The sequence below is a fragment of the Paenibacillus taihuensis genome (genome assembly GCF_003386535.1).
Classification (GTDB): domain Bacteria; phylum Bacillota; class Bacilli; order Paenibacillales; family Paenibacillaceae; genus Paenibacillus_Z; species Paenibacillus_Z taihuensis.
Genome location: NZ_QTTN01000010.1, coordinates 12471 through 35567 on the forward strand (window position 1 = coordinate 12471; position 23097 = coordinate 35567).

Genomic DNA, 23097 nt, shown 5'->3' on the forward strand with positions numbered 1-23097 from the left:
ATCATAACAGGCAAGTTTCAGATAATTATGAGGGATATATGAGCAAACTATTAGATTTGCTCGTATGGAATTATTGCGGAATCCGTTTGCGAACCAGTCGAATTTGTCCACGGTGATTAATCTCGTCCTCGAACACGTGGAACCACTGGAAATAATGGTTCCCTTGCTTGCCGTACCAGAACTCCTCCTGCTCGTTCAACCAGCTGTCATCGACAGTGCGGAACAAGTCGTACGTGCGGCCCCGCACCTCTTCGAGCTTGCCGAGGTAATAGCCGAGTTCATGCCCTTTGATATGTTCCCGGCCTGCACCTCCCAGATCCAACGCCGGCAGCCAGATTGTCTCTTCTTCTTCCGTTAATTCCCGCTTCTCGAACGTCGAGACTTGGTATGCATACTCCACACTCGCAAAATGCAGCAGCAGCGCTCCGATCGAATTGCTTTGCGGATCCAGCAAATAATCGAGCTGCTCCTGTGTCATCCCCTTCACCGCTTCAATAGTCGTATGTCTCGCATAATTCATCATCGAGAGCAGTCGGCTAATCTGCGGCGTGTAGCCCGGGATGTCGGTGATAAGGTAGATATTGTCCATATTTTGCATGATTGGCGAGCCTCCTCTACTCCGATTTTATTTTGCCAACGTATCCGAGTCCAGGCACTAAATCGCTATAACTCATCTGCGGGTCAATGCTCCAGCGCTTCGCGACGGCAATGACGTCCTCTTCACTCGGCAGCCACATGCCATCATGGTACTCGGCCCCGCGATCATTAAACCGGAATCCTAATGCCCGCTCTTCCTCCGTGACAGCCCCTTGCTCCCAGAACACTTCACCTTCCGAACCAAATGCCCGAACGATTCGGCCCTGACTTGCTTTAGCCCAAACATAGTAGTCTACCACTCGGTGCGAGCCGTAATAATGCACTTCTTCAAACACTCGGCTAAGCTGCTCCAGTACTGGCTTAATCTCATTCACATGACCTACACCGCCTGCACTCGGCATCGCATTTCCGATTACGAGGACCCCGCCCTTGACCAGAGGTGTGATGAAAATATGATCTTCATACGCGCGTTCGATGCCGTTCGCCCAGTTCGAGCGCTGCAATTGAGTGATAGCCAGCTGCTCGACCACCTTCTCCACGCTGTCGGTCTGGATGGCGAGCCATTGGATTTTGTAACCAAATGGGACAGGGTAGTCGGGTTCTGGATAGCGGGATGGCGCTGCTTGTACACTCTGCTGCGGTTCAGCCGACTGTGGGCGTGATGTGGAAACTTCCTGCTCAACCGGCGGCGAGCTCTCCGGGGACGATTTAAACAACTTTTTCAAGAATTGCAGCAATGTGCTTCTCCTCCTTATTGACGACATAGATGCCTGCAATCCAGTCATGCAACGTCTCTTCTACATTCATTTAAACGGATTGTACCCATTCTCAACAATGGCTTAAGCCTCAATTATTGTTCCCTCTTAAATTAACTATTTTAGCACACATCGCTAACAGACCACAGTGTGCTTATTAGGCGTAAAACAGGTCGATATTCGGTGTAACGGACTCCAGAGTCGTTATTCGGTCAAAAGGCTGGAGATTCCATCGATTCGGGAGCAAATAAAGCTTCTGGGGTCCGTTAGCGGCGGGAGATTGGCGGTTTTGGCTAAATAAGCGCTGTGGAGTCCGTTAGAGGCGGGGACGGAGGCGGGAGGTGCGAGGCGCGTGTTGGAGTTCGTTTGCGGATGATGAAAGTGGGAGGCACGAGGTGGAGGCACGAGGTGCGAGGTGCGAGGCGGGGGTGGAAATTAGTAACCAAAGATGCTCCGGTGGCTAAGGAACTCCAGTGCGCTTATTTGGCGGAAATCGGGCCGACGATTGCTGTAAGGAACTCCAGAAGCGCTAATTGGTCAAAAACGGGTAGTTTGAGCGGGTTTGGGAGCGAATAAGGTGCGTGGAGTTCCTTAGAGTATGGAATGCGGCGGATGCGGCGAAATAAGCGCTGTGGGGTTCATTAGCGGCTGGCGGAGGTGGGTGCCCAAGGCGAACGAGAGGTGGAGACGGCTGGCGGAGACGAAATGCGGGGAGGCGCAAGTTAACAACACAAAAAAAAGGGTGGCCTCCCTCACAGAGAGGCTCCCTCCAACCTTAAACCGCCCCGAACTGCCCGCCTTCTGGCAGTTCGATCACTTCGCCGCTCGGCAGCGTGAGCACGAGCGGGATGCCCGCCGGGCCTTCGCCTTGCAGCTGGAAGCTGCCGTCCTCGGCGAGGCTCCAGCTGACCTCGACCAGGCCGTGCGGCGTAGCTACTTTGCCGCGAGCCCAGGTGAGGCGAAGCGGCTGCGGCGCGATGCGGATCTCGGCGTAGCCGGCGCGGCCGGATTTGACGCCGAGAATTTCGCTCGTGAATTCGGAGAGCGGCAATGCGCTCCACGCGTGGCAGTCGCTTCGCGGACTGCCGAAAGCCCACTCGGGCAGCGTCGTCAGGTGCAGCTCCAGGAACTCGTTCCACTGCTGCATGATCGGCTGCGCCAGATCGTACCGCCCGATGTCGGATAGCGTGCGGAACAGCGTATACGACATCGGCACCGAAACCACCGGCAGCGTCGCATCGCCGAGCGTCCGCTCCAGCAACACCTCGGCTTCAGCGCCTTCCACCGCGCCGGAGACGACAGCCCACAGCTGCGCATGCTGGCTGAACATATCGACGCCCGGGCCGTCGGAGAACAGCCCGCGCTCCACGCGCCAGCAATGCTCCCGCACCGCGGCGTTCACCGCGCCCGCTTCTGCCCGCGCCTCGCTTGCAGCGTCGCGCCAGTTCACTGCATCGTACAGCTTCGCCGCCGTATTCAGAGCAGCTGCATACATCTGGCTGAGCAGAGTCACTGGGCCATGTAAACGCGCATCCGGCGCGCCATTCTCCCACGACTCTACCCAGTCGTAGTAAGGCCAGTATGCCTCGGGCGTCTCTCCGACAAGTCCATCCTCGCGCACTAAGCGGCGGAACCAATCCAGCACACCGCCGATCGTTCGGCGATAGTAACGGACCAGCTCCGCATCGCCAAAATACATATAATGATCGTACAGCATATGAATCCAATACAGCGAGAACGACGGAATAATCTGCGGATACTGCGACGGATAACGGCTTTGCAGCATGCCGGACGGCAATGCCGAGCTGTGATAATCGTACAGCGTACGCCGCGCCATCCGGTCGTCGCCGCTGATCATATATGTAAACATCATCTGCAGCCTGGTATCCATCGTATACTGAAGCTGCTCATAATACGGGCAGTCCTCGTAAGTCTCGTGCATACAGCGCTGCAGCGTATTCAACGACAACTGCCATAGCGCCTCGTACCCAGGGTCCGAGCAGCTGAACTCTGCCTTCACATCCAGCGGATAGCCCGTATCGCGATAGCCAAACGAAGCCAGCTCAAGCGGTTCCTCACCAGCCGTGATCTCCAGCCTCACGTACCGGAACGTGCGGAACCAGAAAGGTTCGAACACCTCTGCCTGCGCCGCATTCCCGGCGCCCGCCACGCGATACAAGTCCGTATCTCCGAGCAAAATGCCATTCTCCGCATCATCGCGCACGCCCTTGACGCGGTCGCGAATCGTCGAAGACGGATCCTCGTAGCACTCCGCGCAGAGGATCGACACCCGGCTGCCCGCTCCGCCGCGCATCGCGAGGCGCAGATAGCCTGTCGCCAGCTCCCCGGCGTCCAGCTCCGCCCAGAACGACTGCCCCGGCTGCAGCACGACAGCCGCACCGCCACCCGTGCCAACCGCCCCCGCCAGCGCATCTGCGCCAACATCGCCGCCGCTCTTCGTCACGCCGGCAAAAGGCCGCTCCCGCTCGAACAGCGGCGGAATCGGCCGCGGCGCGAGCTGCCACGGCGTCAGCTCGCCGAAGCCGCCCCGCGTCTCCATCGCGACGACGGCTTCCTTCCAGCCGTCCGCCTCCGAAACAGCCGCGTACTCCGGCTGCTCCCAGCCGTGGTCGAGTCCCGCGCCGTCCACGTCCTCGAGCCCGCCGAGCCACGGAATTACCCAGCTCGGCTTCATCGTATATCCACCCTGCAGCTTCGCCAACCAGCCACTCCTGTTTCCGCTTTCGTTTCCGTTGCCACCGCCATCGCCGCTGCCTTTAGCACCGGTGTCCAGCACAACCTCACGCTCGCCATCCTGCAGCGTTCCTTCCAGCAGGAACACGCCAGCGTTCGAGCGATGGATCGCGATCGGCCCGCTAAGCCCCATCATATGCGGGTCGCTTGCCGCCAAGTGCAGCACTTTCGCAGCCAACACATTCGTCCCTTCGCGAAGCTTCCCCGTCAGATCCACCGTCTCATAATAGTGCGTGAACTGATCGCCTTTGCACGGTCCAACTGAGACAGACTCGCTATTCAAGAACAATCGATACCGGCTGTCTGCCGACACCGACAGCACGAGCCGAGCCGAAGCCGCATCTTCCACCTCGAACGTACGCCGGAACAGCACCAATTCATGCTCGCCCGGAGCATTCGTCCACGGGTAACGCTCATGCCAGATCCACCGAGCACGCCATGACCGATTCTCTTCCACCGCTATCGCCTCCTTACATCTCTTATTCTTTCACGCTGCCAAGCACAATTCCCTTCATGAAGAACCGCTGCAGAAACGGATATACGAGCAGAATCGGGAGCGCGCCAAGGAAGATCTGCGCCGCCTTCGCCGTCCTGTCATTGACCTCCGTGAGCGATTTCATATCTGCCGATGACATTAGCGTCAAATCCCGGTTAATTACGACCGTCTGCAGATAACTTTGCAGCGGATAATGGTCCGGCGAGTTCATGAAGATCAAGCCGTCGAACCACGAGTTCCAATGGTTAACCGTCGCGAACAACGTAATCGTCGCCAGCGCCGGCAGCGACAATGGCAGGAAGATCCGCCACAGCGTCGTCCAATGTCCAGCTCCGTCGATGAATGCCGCTTCCTCCAATTCTTTGGGCAAGCCACGGAAGAAGTTCAGCAGCAGAATTACATTAAACACCGGCACCGCCCCTGGCAGCACCATCGCCCAGACCGTGTCCAGGATATGCGTCTCCTTGATCGTCATATAGAGCGGAATGAGACCGCCGCTGAACAGGATCGTCACCACGAACACCCATGCGTAGAATGTGCGCATCGGGAACTTTTTCGCTTCTTTGGACAGAGGGTAGGCAATCAGAACCGTGAGCAGCATATTCGTCGGAATCCCGAGTCCTACCCGCTTCAAGGTAACGAGGATCGACTTGAAGAATGCCGGCTTATGCATGACATAATCATAGGAGCTGAGCGTGAACTGCACCGGCCACAGCTTGACGTAACCGGCTTGCGCAGCCGCACTCGAGCTGAACGATACGGCTAGAACGTGAATGATCGGCAGAATACATATAATGCCGAGGCATGTCAGAAAGACGTAGTTGAAGGTTAGAAACACTCTTCGGCTGACGGTGTAATGCTCCAGCATCCCGCTCTCTCCTCTCATCAGAAAATGCGATAATTCGCGAACCGATACGCCAGATAATAGGACAGTGATATAGAGAACAGCGAGACGACGGACCGGAAGACGCCGACGGCGGTCGCAACCCCGTACTGCGCATCGACAAGACCGATCCGGTACACGAACGTATCGATGACGTCGCCGGTCTCGTACACTTGCGGGCTATATAAATTAAACACCTGGTCAAACCCGGCGTTCAGAACGTTTCCGAGACTCAGAGTAACGAGCAGCACAATAATCGAAGTCATGCCCGGCAATGTCACGTGCAGCGTCTGCTTCCATCTGCCTGCGCCATCCACGATTGCCGCCTCGTACAGCGTCGGACTAATGCTTGTCAATGCCGCCAAATAAACGATCGTATTGAAGCCGAACTCCTTCCACACATCCGTAATGACAAGCACATACCGGAACCAATGATTATCCCCTAAGAAGTAGATAGCTTTAATGCCGAACCAGCCCAGCACCTGATTCACAATCCCGTTCGTCGGCGACAAAATATCGATCAGAATCCCGCCCAGAATGATCCACGACAGAAAGTGCGGCAGATAAACAACCGTCTGGATGCCGCGCTTGAATACCTCTTTGCGAACCTCGTTCAGAAGCAGCGCTGTAATGATCGGGGCGATGAGACCTGCAACGATTTTCATCATCGCAATGAGGATGGTGTTCCAAATAATCTGCGTCGACTCCGGCATCTCGAGCACATACCGGAAGTTGTCGAGTCCGACCCACTTGGAGCCCATGATCCCTTTCGCCGGCACGTATTTCTCGAATGCAATAAGAAGCCCGAACATCGGACCGTAGCTGTAGATGAGGATGAGGACCAGCCCCGGCAAAATCATCAGGTGCAGCGGGAGCTGCCCACTCCATTTTTTCAAGAACATGCGCGCTTCCTCCCTTAGGGCCCTAGCCTAATGACAAAAAGGGGGAAGACGCCGCTTCCCCCGCCTGTCACAATCCAAGCTTACTTATTCTTCGCCCAGTCGTTAACCTCTTGCGTAATTTGGTCGCCTCCGAGCTTTTTCCACTCTTCCACGAACTTGTCGAACGTATCGACCGAGTCGCCCATAATGATCTTCGTGAACGTCTCCAGCTCGCGTTTCTTCAGGTTCGATTCCTTCTCGACCATCGCAGGCGTCGGCGCTCCGTAGAACTCCGTCAGCTTCAGCTGATTGCCGCTTACGTACTGGTTAATGACGACGAACGAGCCTTCCTTGCCGAATACGCGCTCATACGCCCAGTTCAGCGGTTCCTTGCTCGAGCCATCCATCCAGGATTTGATCTTATCGTGATTATCCTTCTCCTCCGGATTGAGACCGGAAGTGTCCCCGCTGTCCAGTGCAGCCGTTACGTGGAGATGGATATCCAGGTTTTTGCGGGCGGGCCATGCTTGGAACGGCATCATTTTGAACTTCTCGAAGCCGTCGCCCGTGAAGTACTTCGCATAGTTCTCAGGCGTTGTCGTCTGGCCCCAGCCTGTTTCAACGAACAGGTTGATCATCTTCAGCAGCGCTTCCGGATGAGCAGCACCCTTCTTCACCGCAAAATATTGCCCTGTCGCAAAGCCCACCTGCGGCGTTACCGGCTGGTCGTCGGCCGAAGCGAGCGGATACGACTGCCACTGCGCGTTCGGATCGTTCTTCTTACTGTCAACGAGCGGCCAGAGCGGGTTCCACATTTGGCCGAACTGCATGCCGATTTTGCCCGAAGCAGTCAGTTCTGCTTCTTTACCGCCGTCTTTGACGCCGAATTCCTTATCGATCTCGCCGTTCTTATACATCTTCTGCATTTCCGCAAGGGCCGTCTTCATCTCCGGCTGAATGCTGCCGTACACGATATTGCCGCTTGCATCCTTAATCCAAGTGCCTGGATAAGCGTGGTAGCTGTTCATGAAGCCTGTAATATCGGCGAAGCCGCCGTACAGATCCTTATTCAATGCAATGCCGTACGTATCCGGCTTGCCGTTGCCGTCCGGATCCTTCGTTGTGAATGCTTGGGAGATTGCCAGCACGTCAGCCATCGTCTTCGGAGGCTGCAGGCCGAGCTTATCGAGCCAGTCCTTGCGGATCCAGATCATCGCCGCGCCGTCCATCGAAGAGCCGGTATTCGGGATCGCCATCAGCTTGCCGCCGAACGTAGCGGAGTTGAGGGATGCCGGACCGTCCTGGTTCAGGATTTCCTTCAGGAACGGAGAAGCGTACTTGTCATAGATCGCTGTCAGATCTTCCAGTTCATCCGCTTCCTGCAGCTGCTTCAGCTGCTTCGCGTTCACTGGAATGAAGTCTGGCAGGTCGCCGGACGCGATCGAGACGTTCATCTTCTGCTCGCCTTGGCCGCCAGGCTGGTCGCCGCTTACGACCCAATCGTATTTGATCTTAATGCCAAGCTTCTCTTCGAGCAGCTGTGTCCACATGTTGTTGTCGATCGTTTGACCTTCCATGAACTTGTACGTGTCGTTAATGATCCGCACGCTCGTAACGTCAATCGGAGGATCGTACTTGTCAGCCTCTCCGGCCGGCTCTGACGTATTCGACGAATCCGTTGACGTATTGCCGCCGGAATTGCCTGTGCTGCTGTTGTCGGTGCCGGATGAATTCGAACTGCTGGAATTGCTGGATGCGTTGTTCCCCGAGGAATTGGAAGTGTTCTTGTTGTCATTGCTCGAGCTGCAAGCGGATACAAAAACAAAAATAAAAGTCATTAGCACAATTGCCGTCCATTTGAATGGCTTATGCATCCTGTAACCTCCCTTTTATTTTGCAAGCTTCCTTCCCTCTCAGTATAAAATGGCGCATGATCCGCCCTCTATGGAACAATCTATAGATTCGTGGTCTCTTGTATAGGAAATTGTGATGGAGGGGGCAGCTCCGGGCATCAGCGAGTTGCTATAAACGGTTGTAGGAGCGGCTATTTCGTGAAAAATGCGGCTTTCGGAATGCTAACGGTTGTGACAGCGGCTATTTACTGCGAATCGGCTAATTGGGGGCGGGAAATCGCCACCGTTAAGTCGGGTTTTCCGACTCTCAGCCCGAGAACCCGTGCTACACCACGCCGCCTCACACCACGAGAGTCGGGTTTTCCGACTCTCAGCCCGAGAACCCCCACTACACCCCGCCGCCTCACACCACGAGAGTCGGATTTTCCGACGCTCAGCTCGTTTTCGCTGCATTTCCCGCGCGAGAGTCGGATCTTCCGACTCTCAGCCCGAAACCTGCCACAGCAATGTGAGCGGCACAGCCGTCACTCCTTCGCACGGTACTCCTGCGGCGTCATCTGCAGTCTCTTCTTGAAAAATCTCGTAAAATAGCCCGATGTCTCAAAGCCGACCTTGTCCGCAATTTCGTGGATTTTGAACGGCGTGGCAAGCAGCAGCTCCTTCGCCTTATCGAGGCGCAGCTCTGCAATATAGTCGGATAGGTTGCGGCCTGTCTGCTGCTTGTACAAGACAGACAGATAGGCCGGGTTCAAATAGACCACTTCGGATAGACGCGTGAGCGACAAGTCCCCGCCCAGGTTGCCGCGAATAAATTGATGCAGCTTGCAGATGAGCTGATGCGTGCGCTCGGACTGCACCCGACTGCGCCGTTCATGAATGGCAGCGGCTGTGCTTAGCAGAAATTGCACCGCCGCTTCCCGTGACTTGTGCGCGGCGAGATTCATGAGCATATCAATATCGATGTCGGTGGCAGCAGGCTCATCCTGACGCGCTTCGGCCTGCGTCAGCTGGCTGAGCAGGACGCTCGCGACCGCATAGTAGACCAGCGCATAGTCGGCGTACTGCGTCGGCAGCGCTGCATACTGCTTGACCTTGGCGGCGAATTCCTCCGCGCCGCCGACTTCAAGCAGCCGCTCCAGCTGCGCCGTCATCGTCCGCAGAGGCGGCAGCGCGGGCTGCGACTGATCCGCAGCTTCCTCGCCTTCCTCCTGCTGCTGATCGAGAATGAGCAGCATCCGATCCCGGGAGCCGAGGCCGACGAGCAGCTGCTTCCGCATCTGGCCATAGACGTGCGGCAGCTGCTGCCACCCGACTGCACCCGCGCCGCAAATGAGCGACACTGGCAGCTTGAGCAGCCTGTCGCATGTTTGCTGAACGGACAGCATCGTGCCCTGCACGAAGCTGACGGTGTCGCGCCACAGCTCGGACTCCGGCTTCGATGCCGAAGCGACAGCCTCCAAGCTTGGCTGGATCAAACAGATGAAGTGATGCATGTCCAAGCTTACGGAGAAGAAGGACAAGGATGCATAGTACTCCGCGGCGATATTTTGTACCGCGTAGAGCAATAACGACTGATCCTGGTAACCTGCCGTGTTCTGCCACTGGTCGACTCGCCCGATAAGGGGGATGACCGGCAGCTCACTACTCAGCGGAATGTGCACCTCCTGCAGCTTCGCGTATGTAACTGATGATTGCAGCTCGAGCAGCGACATCACCCAGTCCCGATGAAGCAGAGGCAGCGCCCTGCTCATCCGCTCTTTCGCTTGCAGCATGAATTGGCTGCTCTCTGACTCCTCCGCGAGGCTGTCGATCGCTTTTTGAATACTGCGAATAATGGCTTCGTCGCCTTCGGTTTTCAATATATAATCGATCGAGCCCGAACGAACGGCCAGCTGCGCCGTCTCGAGATTATGAATGCCGGTGAGGAAAATAATCTTGCACCGCGGCCACTGCGCAACGATACGCTGCTGCAGCTCAAGCCCCGTCATTCCGGGCATCCGAACGTCGCTCAGCACGATGTCAATCTTCGTCCGAGACAGCCACTCCAGCGCTTCCTCAGGGGAATAGGCTCGGTACAGATCAAGCTCGAGATCCGGCGTATCCTCGATCATTTCGTACAATCCGTCGACCGTGAACTTTTCGTCATCCACTATGAGCAAGCGATTCATGCATGTTCCCCGTTTCCGTTGGAATCGTTATCGTCACTGAGAGACCCTGCTCTTCACCAATGCCAAGCGCAAGCCCGCCTCCGCCATACTTAATGATGATGCGCCGATGCACATTGAGCAGCCCCGTATGTTCGGTAGAAGGACCCTTGTCCAGCAAGCTGGCCTGCAGCTCGCGCAGCTTCTCGTCATCCATATTGCCGCCGTTATCGGTAATTGCGATTTCGATAGCGCCTTGCTTGCTCTGGAAGCTGACGGTGATCAGGCCGCCCTTTCTTTTGTTCTCGAGACCGTGGTTGTAGGCGTTCTCAATAATGGGCTGCACAATTAAGCGCGGCACCGGGAAGCTCCGCAGCTCGTCCGGCACTTCGTCGAACTCCACGATAATCCGCTCCGAGAAGCGAATCGACTGAATCTCTGCATACGTGCGGGCATGATGGATCTCGTTCGCCAGCGGGACTTCGTCCGAGCCATCGCGGGTAATATATTGGAAGTACTCGCCCAGATGCTTCGTGAAATAGATGACATTGTCATGGTCACGCTGCTGCGCCATCCGGTACAGAATGAAATAACTGTTGTACAGAAAATGCGGATTGATCTGCGACTGCAAATGCCGCAGCTCCGCGAGCCGGGCAAGATACCGCTGCTCGTACACCTCATGAACAAGCACGTCAAGCCGCTTGACCATGCCATTGAACTGTCCATATAAGTAGCCAAATTCGTCAGCAAGGGGATAGCTCACTTCGAGATTGAAATGCCCCTGCTCGATGCGTCTGAAGGAACGGACAAGCCGCTTGAGCGGCTGATGAATGATGAGATAGATGCTATAGGAGAATAAGAGCACGAGGAAGACTGACATCGCTGATAACACGTAGAACCAGAAGCGGTACACTTGCAGCGAGGCATTCACCTTGCTTTCCGGCACATACATCAGAAGGGACATATCGAGCCTGGAGGAATGCTTCGTGACGACGAGATAGGACTGATCATTCCACGACACGGAGCGCAGCCCCTTCGTTTCTTCGGCCTCCGTACCCGCCTTTTGAAAATCATCAATGAGCGCTTCATCAACCTGCCCTTGGCCTGCGGTAATAATGAAAGGCTGCTTATTGCCGACGAGCGCCGTCTGCCCGCCTTCATTCGTAAACTCCTGCAGCACCATGCCGAGCTCGCGCCTTGAAATTTCAACGGCGAGCAGGAACACAGGCCTTTGCCGACTTGCGACAGCAGGGTCCGGATACGGAATACTGATGAAGATTCGGTCTTTCCAGAGGAGAAAAGGAGACTCGAACCTGTTGGTCGATTTCGTCAGCGCCTCGAACTGCTCCTCATCGAAGCTGCCGATGACATTGGCGTTGGCGGATACGGTTCGGTGCATCTCCGGGATGAACGCGATGGCGTTCTCCACGAATTTACTGGAGCGCTTGAGTAGATCAAGCTTGCTCTTGAGGCGAAGCTGCGATTGCATCTTCTCGATTTCGGTCATGACTTCGGAGGAGCTTGTCAGCTTCAGCAGGTCGTCGTCATTGACGTATTCCTGCAGCTGGCGGATAACGCTGTCGAGGTCAAATTCGAGCATATTCATATAGAGCGACGAACGGGAGACAAGGGAATCGGTAATTTCCTTCTGGACATGGGAGGAGCCGGTCTCGTTCATTTTCCAGCTGATGATGTACAGTGGGGTGAGGGTGACCAGGAAAGTGAGGACAAGCTTCGGCAGAATCGACAGTGACGCGAGACGTTTCAGGATGAACAGTGACTTTGCACCCCCAGCGCGTATAGTTTCTGCGGTTAACTTTCTCCAACTATAGCAAAAATAATGAAGAAAATATACGGACTGGAATACGTATATTAACTTATGAAAAGTTAGATGCTTGCTATTGTTAGGTCACTGTTCCATAATGAAATGGATCGCATAATTCCGATTGATTAGGAGGTCAAAATTATGACTGACACCATACACGTTCCGCTCTCCGTCCTGGACTTGGCGCCTGTAATTGAAGGCTCCATGCCGGCGGATGCGTTCCGCAATACGCTGGAGCTCGCGCGTCACGCCGAGCGCCTCGGTTACAACCGCTACTGGCTGGCGGAGCATCACAATATGGCGGGCATCGCCAGCTCCGCCACCTCCGTTGTCATCGGCTACGTGGCCGGCGGCACGGAGCGCATCCGCGTCGGCTCCGGCGGCATTATGCTGCCGAACCATGCGCCGCTAGTCATCGCCGAGCAGTTCGGCACGCTCGAATCGATGTACCCGGGCCGGATCGACCTCGGCCTTGGCCGCGCGCCAGGCTCCGACCAGACGACGGCGCGCGCGCTGCGGAAGGATCTCGGCTCGCACGGGCAGGACTTCCCGGAGCTGCTCGCCGAGCTGCGCGACTACTTCCATCCGCCGACGGACGAGTATCGCCCTGTGCGCGCGACGCCAGGCGAAGGCATCGACGTGCCGATCTGGCTGCTCGGCTCCAGCGGCTTCAGCGCGAAGCTCGCGGCGGAGCTCGGGCTGCCGTTCTCGTTCGCGAGCCATTTTGCGCCGGAGTACTTGATGCCCGCGATCCATCTGTATCGCAGCACCTTCCGCCCGTCGGAGGCGCTGGCGAAGCCATACATTATGGTCGGCGTCAACATCGTCGCCGCCGAAACAGATGAGGAGGCGCGCTTCCTCGCCACGTCGCAGCAGCAGCAATTCCTCAGCCTCATCCGAGGCCGCCCCGGCAAGCTGAAGCCGCCGATCGACAACATGGATGAGCTGTGGCAGCCGCATGAACGGGACGCGCTGCAGTCCAAGTTCAAGTACGCCATCGCCGGCAGCAAGAGCACGGTGGAAGCGCGGCTGCAGGAGATCCTGCGCGAGCCGATGGCGGATGAGCTCATCGTCACCTCGCAGATCTACGACCACGCGGCTCGGCTGCGGTCGTATGAAATTTTGGCGGAAGCTGCTGGTCTTACGCGCAGCAGCTAACGGAACGATAAATGCCCTTTGTTTGGCTGCGCCGATTCGCGGCGGCCAAGCAGAGGGCATTTTTTCGTTCTTACTTTTTTACAATTGTGATACAACGCTTACAATACAGATTGTTTCGCGCTGTCTATAATCAACTCATAACTTGCACACGAGGAGTGAACGACATGTTGTTGAAGCGGACAGAGCAAGAACAAGCTGAATTGGTGCTGGATAAGGATAAGAAGGAGATTGATGCCAAGCAGCCCCGCCCTTGCTTCGCGTCGCCGCTGAAACAATGTGCGAAGTGCGGGAGCTGCAAGCTTGTACGGGAGTAAAGTGACTATTTTACAACTATGAACTTCAAGTTCCCGGATAACCCGCCAGCATGACATTTAGTTTTGAAAGTAAAAGCATTATTTTCTCATGAGAACCATTCACCTTTATTCGATATGATTAGCGTATGAATAAGGTGAAAGCAGGTGCTTCTCTTTGAAAAAAACACTATTGATTGCTGCTATGAGCGCATTCGTTGTCGTATCGTTCACCATTCTGATTAGAGCAAGCACCGAGAGGGTTCCGGAACGTACCGAGAATGATGATGGTCCGGGCGCATTCGCTCAAGGATCTTTTAGTGACGGCGTCCTGGACATCAAAGACCTGAAAAGGAGTGCCGACCTCATTGTTTTCGGAGCAGCCGTCTCAGAACAAGCTTCTTCCGATGTGGGCGTTGCGACAACGTTTAAAGTAACGAAATCGTTTAAAGGAAAAAGCCCAGAAGAAATCATTATTTATCAATTAAAAGACGGTAACGAACTTGTATCCGGCGAAGGATATTATTTATTTTTACGAAAACAAACGGATGACCAAGAGAATACGTACTACATAAGCGGTGGCATTCAAGGCCTATTCGATAAGAAAGATCAGAAGGTTTCCGCGAGAGAACATTTGATGAGAAGCAGCATGAAAGAGTTAATAAAAGGAAAAGCAGCAGGCACGAGCGACGTTGAGTTTTTTGAAGGTTGGATTAACCAGTAGTTATTCAAACAACGCCTTACTCATATTCACCTGCTCAATCATATGCCCAATATTGCCCTCCCCCGCATACAGCGTCATGTCGAAGAAGTCAGGCGACAGATCGGACCAATATAGCTCGTTCTCGTCTCCTGCAACGGTGACGTCGTGCTTCAACCTGCCCGCGTAAACCTCCACGTAGCAGTCCTGCAAATAATACGTGAAATCCATAATCCGATGCAGCACAAGATCTGCCGCCGTGATGCCTGTTTCCTCTTCAAGTTCCCGGTAAGCCGCGTCCATTCCTGCTTCACCTGGCTCGATTTTGCCACCGACGAGATTGCTCAGCCCCTTATACGGCTCCTTCAGCCTTCGGCACATGAGCAGCCTGTCCATCTCCGGATTGTACACCATCAAACAGTTATAGCCTTGCACTCGCTGTTCCCCCTCCATCCATCCATCCATCCATCAACCATTCATGCTCTATGTAAAATACTGCTTAACTGTCCCGCGCCCCGCTTCCACTTCTACTTCGGCAAAAGCACCATTAATGAGCGTCAGCTGCGGCGGAACATGCCCGCAATCGATATCGTAGATGATCGGCAGTCCTAGTTCGTCTGCCAGATCGGCGTACACATCTTCAATCATGTAGTTTTCAACCGGCCGGTTAGCGGGGCTCCGTCCGAACATAATGCCGGAGCAGCGCTCGAACCAGCCCGCCAGCTTCATCTGTACAAGCGACCTGCGTACGTCCGTCGTGACCAACTCGCAGTTCTCGAGATACCACAGCAGTTTTTCTCCCGGGATGTGCACTTCCCTGAATGCAGCAACATCTCCGTATGGCGTGCCGATCAGATGACGGATGACATCGATGCAGCCGCCGAGGAGCCGTCCTTGCAGCCGGATGCTGCCCCGAGGTTCTAGTCCATCTGGCAGTATCGCACTCCACATCGTCGGCTCCGTCAAGTTGAACACGGCTTTGCCTGCTTCCTTCGGCCACTCCTTCAGATAGCTGCTCGACGAGTGCTGGACGATTGCCCCGCCTGTTTCCGTGGACAGAACAGCCTGCCACATCGCGGTTGTCTCATCTGTCACCTCACCGCGAAGATCGACGAAGTTCGTGCCATGCGCCGTCGCGATACCTGTCTTCAGCGTAATGGCAAGCAGCAGCACGCTGAGGTCCGAGTAGCCCATAACCCATTTGCAGGGGAGCCGGTCGTAATCGACTTGGTCCACCATTTCAATCAACAGCTCGCCGCCCCATGGCGGGATGATGAGATCGACATCCGCTGCTTGGACCATCGCATTAAACTCTTCTGCCCGCTTGGCGGCCGGCGCGGATTTTGCTTTATTTTGCGTCCACACCGTCTCTCCGAATTGCACCCCAAAGCCGCTTATCGCCAGTCTCTCTCGTGCCTCCTCCAACCATGGATGAATTCTCTCTTCTGCTCCCGAGGATGGCGCTGTTACGCCGATCATTGCACCTTCCTTAAGAACTGGATATCGAATGCTGCTCATGCCTGTCCACTCCTTCTCCGCTTTAGATGTCGTACCGGAATCCCGCCGCCTGCTCGCTCCAGCTCCAGAACTTGCTCGCCTCTTCGGCGGAATCTGCCAGCTTCGACACGGCAATCGGCTTCTTCTTGTAGAAATAATCGCCGCTCTGTCCACCGACCTGCCCCGCACTCGCTAAGTGAATCGCCGTCGCTGAACCCTCTTCTGCCGTCAGAAAGAACGGGCGCATCAGCTTATGTGCAAGCTGGCCAAAACCAGTCGACCGGTTCACCCCGATATCCGTCGCAACGACGCCAGGGTGGAGCGCATAGACCGAAATTCCTGTACCTTGCAAACGCCTTGCGAGTTCCTTCGTGAACCAAATATTAGCGATCTTCGACCTGCTGTACGCCCGCCAAACGGTAAAATCCTTCACCATCCCCGGGTCCGCATAGTTCATCTTCCCGATCTTGTGCGCGCCGGACGATACGTTGACGACTCGCGCCGCGGCACTTTGACGTAGCAGCGGAATCAGCAGCCCTGTCAGCAAAAAATGTCCCAAATGGTTCACGCCAAGCTGCCGCTCGAACCCGTCTGCCGTCTCCTCCCGCTTCAGCGTAATGACACCCGCATTGTTGACGAGCACATCCAGACGGCTTGTCCGGCCAGCAATCTCCGCAGCCGCCGCTCGGATGCTTGCCATAGAAGCCAAGTCGCACAGCAGCAGCTCTGCATCCTGCCGCCCCGACTTCTTGTTGACGTGCTCGACTGCAGCCTGCCCCTTCTTCTTGTTCCGCGCTAACAGATAAACCTTCATCCCTTGCTCCGCGGCAAGGAGCGCGGCGGTCGCGCGCCCCATCCCTCCGCTTGCTCCTGTGACTAGTGCAATTCGCTGTGTGCTGCTGTTGTTCGCCATTGTTAAGACACTCCTTGTTCATTCAGTAGTTGAACACACTGCGTCAAGCTGTCGAGCGTTTCTTCCAGCTGCACCGTAAGCTGGTGGACGCTCCACCTGCCACCGCTGGTCGCTGCTGCGATTCGTTCTAAGTCACCGGCAATTAGCAGCAGCATCCAGAGCGAGAACCATGTTGTGAACAAATAATAGCCTTGTAGGAAAAGCGGGGCGTCGAGCTGGATACCATATACGGCGGATTGAGCTAGATACCGGTCCAGCAGACGCTTACGTACTGGGATGCTCATGGATTTTGGAAAATCGGGGTGAGACGAGTCGATCACGTAGTACAAGTCCCAATAGCGGCTATTGATATGCGCATGCTCCCAATCGAGCACGCGGACGGCACCTTCGGCACGCGCGTAGTTGCCGAGGTGAAGATCGCCGTGGGAAAGTACGTCGCGCTCCCAGTAAGTTGTCATGCGGCTGCTGCGGGTGAGAGCGTCTAGCTGATCGATGACGAACTGCGGCGTTTCGAATCTCGCGGTTAGTGTTTCTGTGAGTTCATCGCGTCTGCCTAGCACTTGCTCGGCAATGGTCTCAATGTATGGCTTCGGACCGAGCAGCGGTTGCTGGCTGAGGTGTTCGACGGGCAGTGCGTGCCACCAAGCGATATGGTCGATTAGATCAAGCGCCGTCTCTTCGTCGAAAGCGTGCCGGAGCGCCCCCAAGTCCTCGAACAACTGCCAGCTTTGGTCGCCAGCAGCTATCCCCGAAGCCGCAAGCAGCTGCGGATAGATCGGCGGGAACGCCATTCCCTGCAAAATATGCTCATACACCCAGCCCTCCTGCCCGAGCTGGCTTTCATTGGTAAGTGGTTTATATATGATGCTGTGCTCCGGCGAAAGGTAGACACGCTCTACGCTTTTGCCGTTCATCCCTGTGTATAGCGTTTCTCTGCGCCAAATACGGCTCGCATCCAAAGTGCCGTCCGGCAAAATAATCTCCTTCATAGTGAGTTCCCCTCCCAATGAGGAAACTTCATCCAATAGTTCTATTCTACATGAAAAACTTCGGTTTTAGGTGCCTCATCTCTAATTCGTGGTTCCGCTCCGTCCGCCCATTTCGATGATCGTTCCCGTGGTACTTCGTACCAAAGTCACTCTCATTCGAAATGGTCGGCGCTGCGCTTCACCACTCTTTTTCAATGGCGGCAAAACCTCCGCTGACAAAGAACCGCTGCCGCTAACATGGCAGCGGTTCTACGGGCCGGCTTGGCCCTCGCCTGGTAGCCCCCCTCCTCCATCTTCTATGTTTGCCAATGTAGTTACCCAGAAGCACCTCTTGCCCCAATTTGGCCTGAATTCCATCAATGTAGATACCTGGAGTCACTACTTAACCCTGGTTCGCCGGATTTTGGACAATGTAGCTACTTGGAGGCGTCACTTCCTCCTAGTCCTCGTTCCATTACATCGATGTGTGGTACCCAGGACCACTCTTTGCGCTTTTTCGGCGCTTTTCTGCTGATGTGTGGTACTAGGTGCCACTCTTTGCGCTTTTCCAGCGTGTTTTCTCTGATGTGTGGTACTGGGTGCCACTCTTATAACCGACGTAGTCCAACAAACCAGCTACTTTACTCCAATCCCCCGCATTTCTGCGAATGTAGTCCAACTAACCAGCTACTTTCGGGGCACCAGGCGCCGCTGCCTTTGTCGCGCGCAAAAAAAAAGAGCAACAGGGCCGGCTCACCGCCTACCTGTTGCTCCTTCCCTTACACCGTCGGTCCCGCCGATGCGGTGACCGCGCCGCCTGGGGCGGCAGCTGCGTGACCTTCGCCGGTCTGCAGCTGGTACATCTTATAGTACCGCCCTTGCAGCGCCATCAGCTCGCGGTGGTTGCCGCGTTCGACGATCTCGCCGCGGTGCAGGACGAGAATTTGATCGGCCTCGCGGATCGTCGAAAGCCTGTGCGCGATGACGAGCGTCGTCCGGCCTTCGCTGACGACCTTCAACGCCTGCTGGATGAGGCCCTCCGTCTCGCTGTCGATGCTCGCCGTCGCCTCATCGAGAATGAGAATGCTCGGGTCGAACGCCAGCGCCCTCGCGAAAGAGATCAGCTGCCGCTGTCCGCTCGACAGCGTGTTGCCGCGCTCCACAACCGGTTCGTCGTAGCCGCCTGGCAGCTGCTCGACGAACGAGGATGCGCCGACATCACGCAGCGCGGTCTTCACCCGCTCAAGCGTGATGTCCTTGTTGTACAGGCTGACATTGAACTTAATGTCGCCTGCGAACAAGAACGGATCCTGCAGCACGATGCCCATGTGCTTGCGCAAAGCCTGCTTCGACATGCCTCGAATATCGCGGCCGTCGATCGTAATAGCCCCTTGCTGCGGCTCATAGAAGCCGAGCAGCAGGTTCATGATGGAGCTTTTGCCCGAGCCCGTATGGCCGACCAGCGCCACCGTTTCCCCTTTGCGTGCTTCGAACGAAATGTTCTTCAGCACGTTCTCGCCTTCCTTGTACGCGAACGTGACGCCGTCGAACTTCACGACGCCTTCCGGGCGTCCTTCGCCTGCAGCATCTTCCACTTCCGAGCCTTCCAAATCCATAATCGCGAACACCTTCTCCGCCGAGACGAAGGCACGCTGCGCATTGGTCAGCTGGTCGAAGATGCCGATGATCGGCAGGAAGATTCTGCCCAAATAATCGATAAACGCATAGAACACGCCGAACTCAATTCCTGTCTGCAGCGATTGGCCGCCGAAGTACCACACAACGCCAGCGGTCACCAAGCTGCCGATGGTACCGACGATATTCCGCGAGGACAGCGAGAAGACGCGGAACTGCTTCACCTGATTCACGTAACGGTCCTCGTTCAGCACCTCGAACTCCGCCAAAGTCACCTTTTCGCGCCGGAATGCTTGAATAATCGGCATGACGACGATGGACTCGTTGATCATCGCGTTCATGTCGCTCAGACGTGCCCGCATGATGGAGATAAACACTTTCGAATACTTCAAGTGAACGTACATGATGACAGCGAAGATCGGCGGCAGCAACAGCGTGAACGCCGCAAGCCGAGCATCGAGAATGAACAGCGCCGTAAATATCCCCGTCAGCTGCACGACACTCACCACGAACGTCGCCATGAAGCTCATGAACAGATCGCGCACCGCTTCCGTATCGTTCGCAATCCGCGATACCACCTGGCCAATCGGCGTGTTGTCAAAATACCGCAAAGGTATCCGGCCGATATGGCGCATCAAGTCCATCCGCATGTTCTTGATAATCCGCAGCGCTGTTGCTTGCAGCAGATACGATTGCGAGAAGTTGCACACACCCGCCGTCACCAGCAGCCCGAGGTATAGCCCGAGCAGCCGCAGCACGGCTGGCAGATCATTCTCTTTCAGCGAGAGATGCTTATCGATGATCGTCTTCGTAATATAGGGTCCGCCAAGCTCGGCGCCGACCGCGCAGCATAGGATGAGCAGCGCTGCGATAATCCGGTACTTGTAGACGAGTGCGTAGCCAAGCAGCCGTCTCGTCGTCGATTGGTTCATAGCTACCTCCTGGATTCTTTTATCCTGCACGCCTGCACGCCTGCATGACTTCATGACTTCATGACTTCATGACTTCATTTCTTCATGCCTGCGCTACTCTTCCAAGCTCGCTTCCATCTGCTGCCGATCCCACTGCTGCTTATACCACCCGCCGAAGAACATCAGCTCCTCGTGCGTACCTTCTTCAATAACTCGCCCTTCATCTAGCACGAGGATCCAATCCGCATGGCTGACCGCAGACAACCGGTGCGTGGAGATCAAGGTTGTTTTGCCCGCCCGATTCTGACGAATATGGTGCAGAATCGCGCTCTCCGTCCGTGCATCCACCGCGCTGAGCGCATCATCCAGCAGCAAAATCTCCGAATCGATCAGCAGCGCCCTCGCAATCGCCAGCCGCTGCTTCTGCCCCCCGGAGAGCATGACGCCATTCTCGCCGACGATGGTCCCAAGTCCTTCCGGCATTCCGGCGATGTCCGAGGTGAACGAGGCCATCTCCACAGCCTTCCGTATCTCGGCCTCGGAAGCGTCCGGCTTGCCGAGCGCAATATTGTCGCTGATCGACTTAGATAACAGCAGATGCTCCTGCGGCACATAGCCGATCCAGCTCTTCACAAGGTCTATCTCAATCTTTTCCACCGGTACACCCGATATAAACAGACGCTCTGACTCCACCTGATATTGGCGCAGCAGCTGCTTCAGCAAGGTGCTCTTCCCGCTTCCCGTCCGGCCGACAATGCCAAGCGTCTGCCCGCGCTCCAGCTTGAACGACACGTCCCGCAAACTCGGCTGGACCGCCGCCGGATAGGTAAACGTCAGCTTCTTCATCTCTATTGCTTCAGGCCGAGCCACTGCAACTGACCTCGCAGGGTCCGCAAGATCCGGCTTCTCATCGAATGCCTTTTGCAGCCGATCCGCGGAGGCGTTGCCGCGTTGAAGCACGTTAATGAATTCGCCGAAGGAAATCATCGGCCAAATTAACATCCCTAAATAAATATTAAACGACACTAACTGTCCAAGCGTAATCTCGCCATGGAACACCAGATAGGAACCGTACCCGATTCCGATCGAATAGCTGACGCCAACAATAATAGAGATTAGCGGCTGAAACAGCGCATTGAGCATCGACACCAGCCGGTTCTTCTCCATCACTTCGGTGGTGACATCATCGAATGCAGTCAGGTCATGCCGCTCCTGCACATAAGAACGGATGACGCGAATGCCGGAGATCGACTCCAGCGCGTGATTGTTCATCGTTCCGAACGCGTCTTGAGCTGCCATGAAGCGAACGCGCACTCTTTTGCCCAGCTTACTAATAACTACCGCAAGCAGCGGCAGAGGAATAAGCGCCGCGAGCATCAGCTTGTAATTAATCAAGGAAATCATCGTAATAATGACGACCGATGCGCCGACGACCGTGTTCACGAGCGTCATAACGCCGTAGCCGGCTGTGTTGCCAATGGCCAAAATATCGTTCGTCGCAAGCGCCATCAGCTGTCCCGTATTGTTACGCTGGAAGAACGACGGCGTCATCCGCGTGAGATGCGTCAGAAACCGCCCCCGCAATAGCTTCTCGATGAGCACCGAATTCCCGTACAACGTGGTGATCCACGTATAGACGAGCACATATAATAGCACAGACAGCCCAATCAGCAGCAGCACCGTGCTGCTTAATTGCGATGCCGTCAGGCTTCCGCTGCGGATGCGGTCAATGGTGTTCCCGATCATTTTGGGCGGGACCGTCTGCAGCAAGCTCACGATCGTCATCAAGCTGATCGCAACCGTGTAATGCATCCATCTCTGTTTGAAAAACCAACTAAGCCGTGATACGAAAGACAACACATTCCCTCCTCAGTTCTTGTGTCTTGCTTCCTTCTCCTGACTAAAAACAGTTCTAGCTGGACCGCGCTTCCTGCGGCCTGAGCGCATTGCCTGATCTCGGCTTGCGGCTTGCAAGGAAGACGCCTCCGAGTATGATGACGAGCCCAACGAGCATATTCCACTTGATAGGCTCGCCTAGGAGCGTGGAGCCCCAAATCAATGCCGTGCATGGCACCAAGTACGTCACCATCGACGCGAACTCGGCGCTCCCTTTCTCCACCATGTAGTAGAACAGAATATAGGCGAAGCCCGAGCCGAACATGCCAAGACCGAGAATCATCGGCACATTATCCATCGATGTGAGATGCGGCCATGTTATGGATTCGGTAGAAAATGCGAAAATCCCGCTTGTCACGGTGCTGCTCAGCAAGGTTCCGTATGTAATTTGGTACATCGTCAGTCCGCGGAGCGACAGCCGCTTGGACAGCTGCGAGCCGACCGCGTAGCTGAACGTAGCGCACAGCATGCCGATCAAGCCAATGCCATCGAACGAAAGCAGCGTCCCCGGACGAATGCCGAGCAGGATGACTACGCCTATTGTGGCCGTCGCAAGACCGATCCATTGCATCCGATTCGACTTGTTGCCGAAGAACGCAATGCCGACCACAATCGTCCATACCGGCGTCGTTGCATTCAGAATGGATGCGAGACTGCTTGTCAGCCGCTGCTCGCTGAATCCGATCAACGTCCATGGCACAGCGGTATTGATGAGCGCCATGATGAACATCGCCAGCCACGGAATAGCGCGAAATCCGAAAGGCTTCTTAAACACAGTCATAATGACGAGTACAACGAGAAGTCCGAAGCCCGAGCGCAGAAAAGCGATGGACCACGGGCCAAAGTCATGCAGCAGCATTTTGATAAAATAAAACGAACCGCCCCAAATGAGACCGAGTCCCAGAAGCGCGGCATAGATGAGTCTAGGCAAAATAAATCCT

The 23097-nt window shown here is 55.5% G+C and carries 18 protein-coding genes; 3 read left to right on the forward strand and 15 right to left on the reverse strand.

The window, feature by feature from the left end; translation table 11 throughout:
* Positions 1-70: 70 nt before the first annotated feature.
* The 8 genes from A8990_RS10490 to A8990_RS10530 all read right to left on the reverse strand — a co-directional run bounded on the left by A8990_RS10490 (position 71) and on the right by A8990_RS10530 (position 12041).
* Positions 71-598 carry a DinB family protein gene (locus A8990_RS10490; RefSeq protein ID WP_116188985.1) on the reverse strand — a complete coding sequence of 176 codons (528 nt, stop codon included), beginning with the start codon at positions 596-598 and terminating at the stop codon, positions 71-73.
* Between the two features lie 16 nt (positions 599-614).
* Positions 615-1334 (reverse strand): hypothetical protein, encoded by a 720-nt coding sequence (locus A8990_RS10495; protein WP_116188986.1) that lies wholly within the window; start codon positions 1332-1334, stop codon positions 615-617.
* 793 nt (positions 1335-2127) lie between these two features.
* Positions 2128-4563, reverse strand: a complete 2436-nt coding sequence (locus A8990_RS10505; protein ID WP_116188988.1) for an alpha-L-rhamnosidase-related protein — start codon at positions 4561-4563, stop codon at positions 2128-2130.
* Between the two features lie 22 nt (positions 4564-4585).
* Positions 4586-5470 carry a carbohydrate ABC transporter permease gene (locus tag A8990_RS10510; RefSeq protein WP_116188989.1) on the reverse strand — a complete coding sequence of 295 codons (885 nt, stop codon included), beginning with the start codon at positions 5468-5470 and terminating at the stop codon, positions 4586-4588.
* A gap of 17 nt (positions 5471-5487) precedes the next feature.
* Positions 5488-6387: an ABC transporter permease gene (locus A8990_RS10515; protein ID WP_116188990.1), complete on the reverse strand. Its 900-nt coding sequence runs from the start codon at positions 6385-6387 to the stop codon at positions 5488-5490.
* An 80-nt stretch (positions 6388-6467) separates the two neighbouring features.
* Positions 6468-8240 carry an extracellular solute-binding protein gene (locus A8990_RS10520; protein WP_245995945.1) on the reverse strand — a complete coding sequence of 591 codons (1773 nt, stop codon included), beginning with the start codon at positions 8238-8240 and terminating at the stop codon, positions 6468-6470.
* A 503-nt stretch (positions 8241-8743) separates the two neighbouring features.
* Complete coding sequence (locus A8990_RS10525; RefSeq protein ID WP_116188991.1) at positions 8744-10387, reverse strand: response regulator transcription factor; 1644 nt, start codon at positions 10385-10387, stop codon at positions 8744-8746.
* A complete protein-coding gene (locus A8990_RS10530) occupies positions 10362-12041 on the reverse strand; it encodes a sensor histidine kinase (protein WP_116188992.1) in 1680 nt (559 codons plus the stop codon). Before A8990_RS10530 ends, A8990_RS10525 begins: the two co-directional genes overlap by 26 nt.
* Before the next feature lie 288 nt (positions 12042-12329).
* Here A8990_RS10530 and A8990_RS10535 point away from each other — a divergent pair, with 288 nt between their 5' ends.
* The 3 genes from A8990_RS10535 to A8990_RS10540 all read left to right on the forward strand — a co-directional run bounded on the left by A8990_RS10535 (position 12330) and on the right by A8990_RS10540 (position 14360).
* Positions 12330-13346 (forward strand): LLM class flavin-dependent oxidoreductase, encoded by a 1017-nt coding sequence (locus A8990_RS10535; protein ID WP_116188993.1) that lies wholly within the window; start codon positions 12330-12332, stop codon positions 13344-13346.
* 164 nt (positions 13347-13510) lie between these two features.
* Positions 13511-13660 carry a hypothetical protein gene (locus tag A8990_RS31510; protein ID WP_181909506.1) on the forward strand — a complete coding sequence of 50 codons (150 nt, stop codon included), beginning with the start codon at positions 13511-13513 and terminating at the stop codon, positions 13658-13660.
* A 154-nt stretch (positions 13661-13814) separates the two neighbouring features.
* The gene (locus tag A8990_RS10540; protein ID WP_116188994.1) at positions 13815-14360 is read left to right on the forward strand and encodes a hypothetical protein; all 546 of its coding nucleotides are present in this window, start codon (positions 13815-13817) and stop codon (positions 14358-14360) included.
* Here the strand turns inward: A8990_RS10540 and A8990_RS10545 are convergent, their stop codons facing one another.
* The 7 genes from A8990_RS10545 to A8990_RS10575 form a co-directional block, all read right to left on the reverse strand.
* Positions 14361-14771 carry an NUDIX hydrolase gene (locus A8990_RS10545; protein ID WP_116188995.1) on the reverse strand — a complete coding sequence of 137 codons (411 nt, stop codon included), beginning with the start codon at positions 14769-14771 and terminating at the stop codon, positions 14361-14363. It lies immediately after the preceding gene.
* A gap of 48 nt (positions 14772-14819) precedes the next feature.
* Complete coding sequence (locus tag A8990_RS10550) at positions 14820-15854, reverse strand: S66 family peptidase (protein ID WP_116188996.1); 1035 nt, start codon at positions 15852-15854, stop codon at positions 14820-14822.
* A gap of 22 nt (positions 15855-15876) precedes the next feature.
* A complete protein-coding gene (locus A8990_RS10555; protein WP_116188997.1) occupies positions 15877-16746 on the reverse strand; it encodes an SDR family oxidoreductase in 870 nt (289 codons plus the stop codon).
* Between the two features lie 2 nt (positions 16747-16748).
* Positions 16749-17735, reverse strand: a complete 987-nt coding sequence (locus A8990_RS10560) for a phosphotransferase family protein (protein ID WP_116188998.1) — start codon at positions 17733-17735, stop codon at positions 16749-16751.
* Positions 17736-18493: 758 nt separating this feature from the next.
* Positions 18494-20281: an ABC transporter ATP-binding protein gene (locus A8990_RS10565; protein ID WP_116188999.1), complete on the reverse strand. Its 1788-nt coding sequence runs from the start codon at positions 20279-20281 to the stop codon at positions 18494-18496.
* A 93-nt stretch (positions 20282-20374) separates the two neighbouring features.
* Positions 20375-22117, reverse strand: coding sequence for an ABC transporter ATP-binding protein (locus A8990_RS10570; protein ID WP_116189000.1), 1743 nt, complete (start codon positions 22115-22117; stop codon positions 20375-20377).
* Positions 22118-22172: 55 nt separating this feature from the next.
* Positions 22173-23087: a DMT family transporter gene (locus tag A8990_RS10575; protein WP_116189001.1), complete on the reverse strand. Its 915-nt coding sequence runs from the start codon at positions 23085-23087 to the stop codon at positions 22173-22175.
* Between the last annotated feature and the right edge of the window lie 10 nt (positions 23088-23097).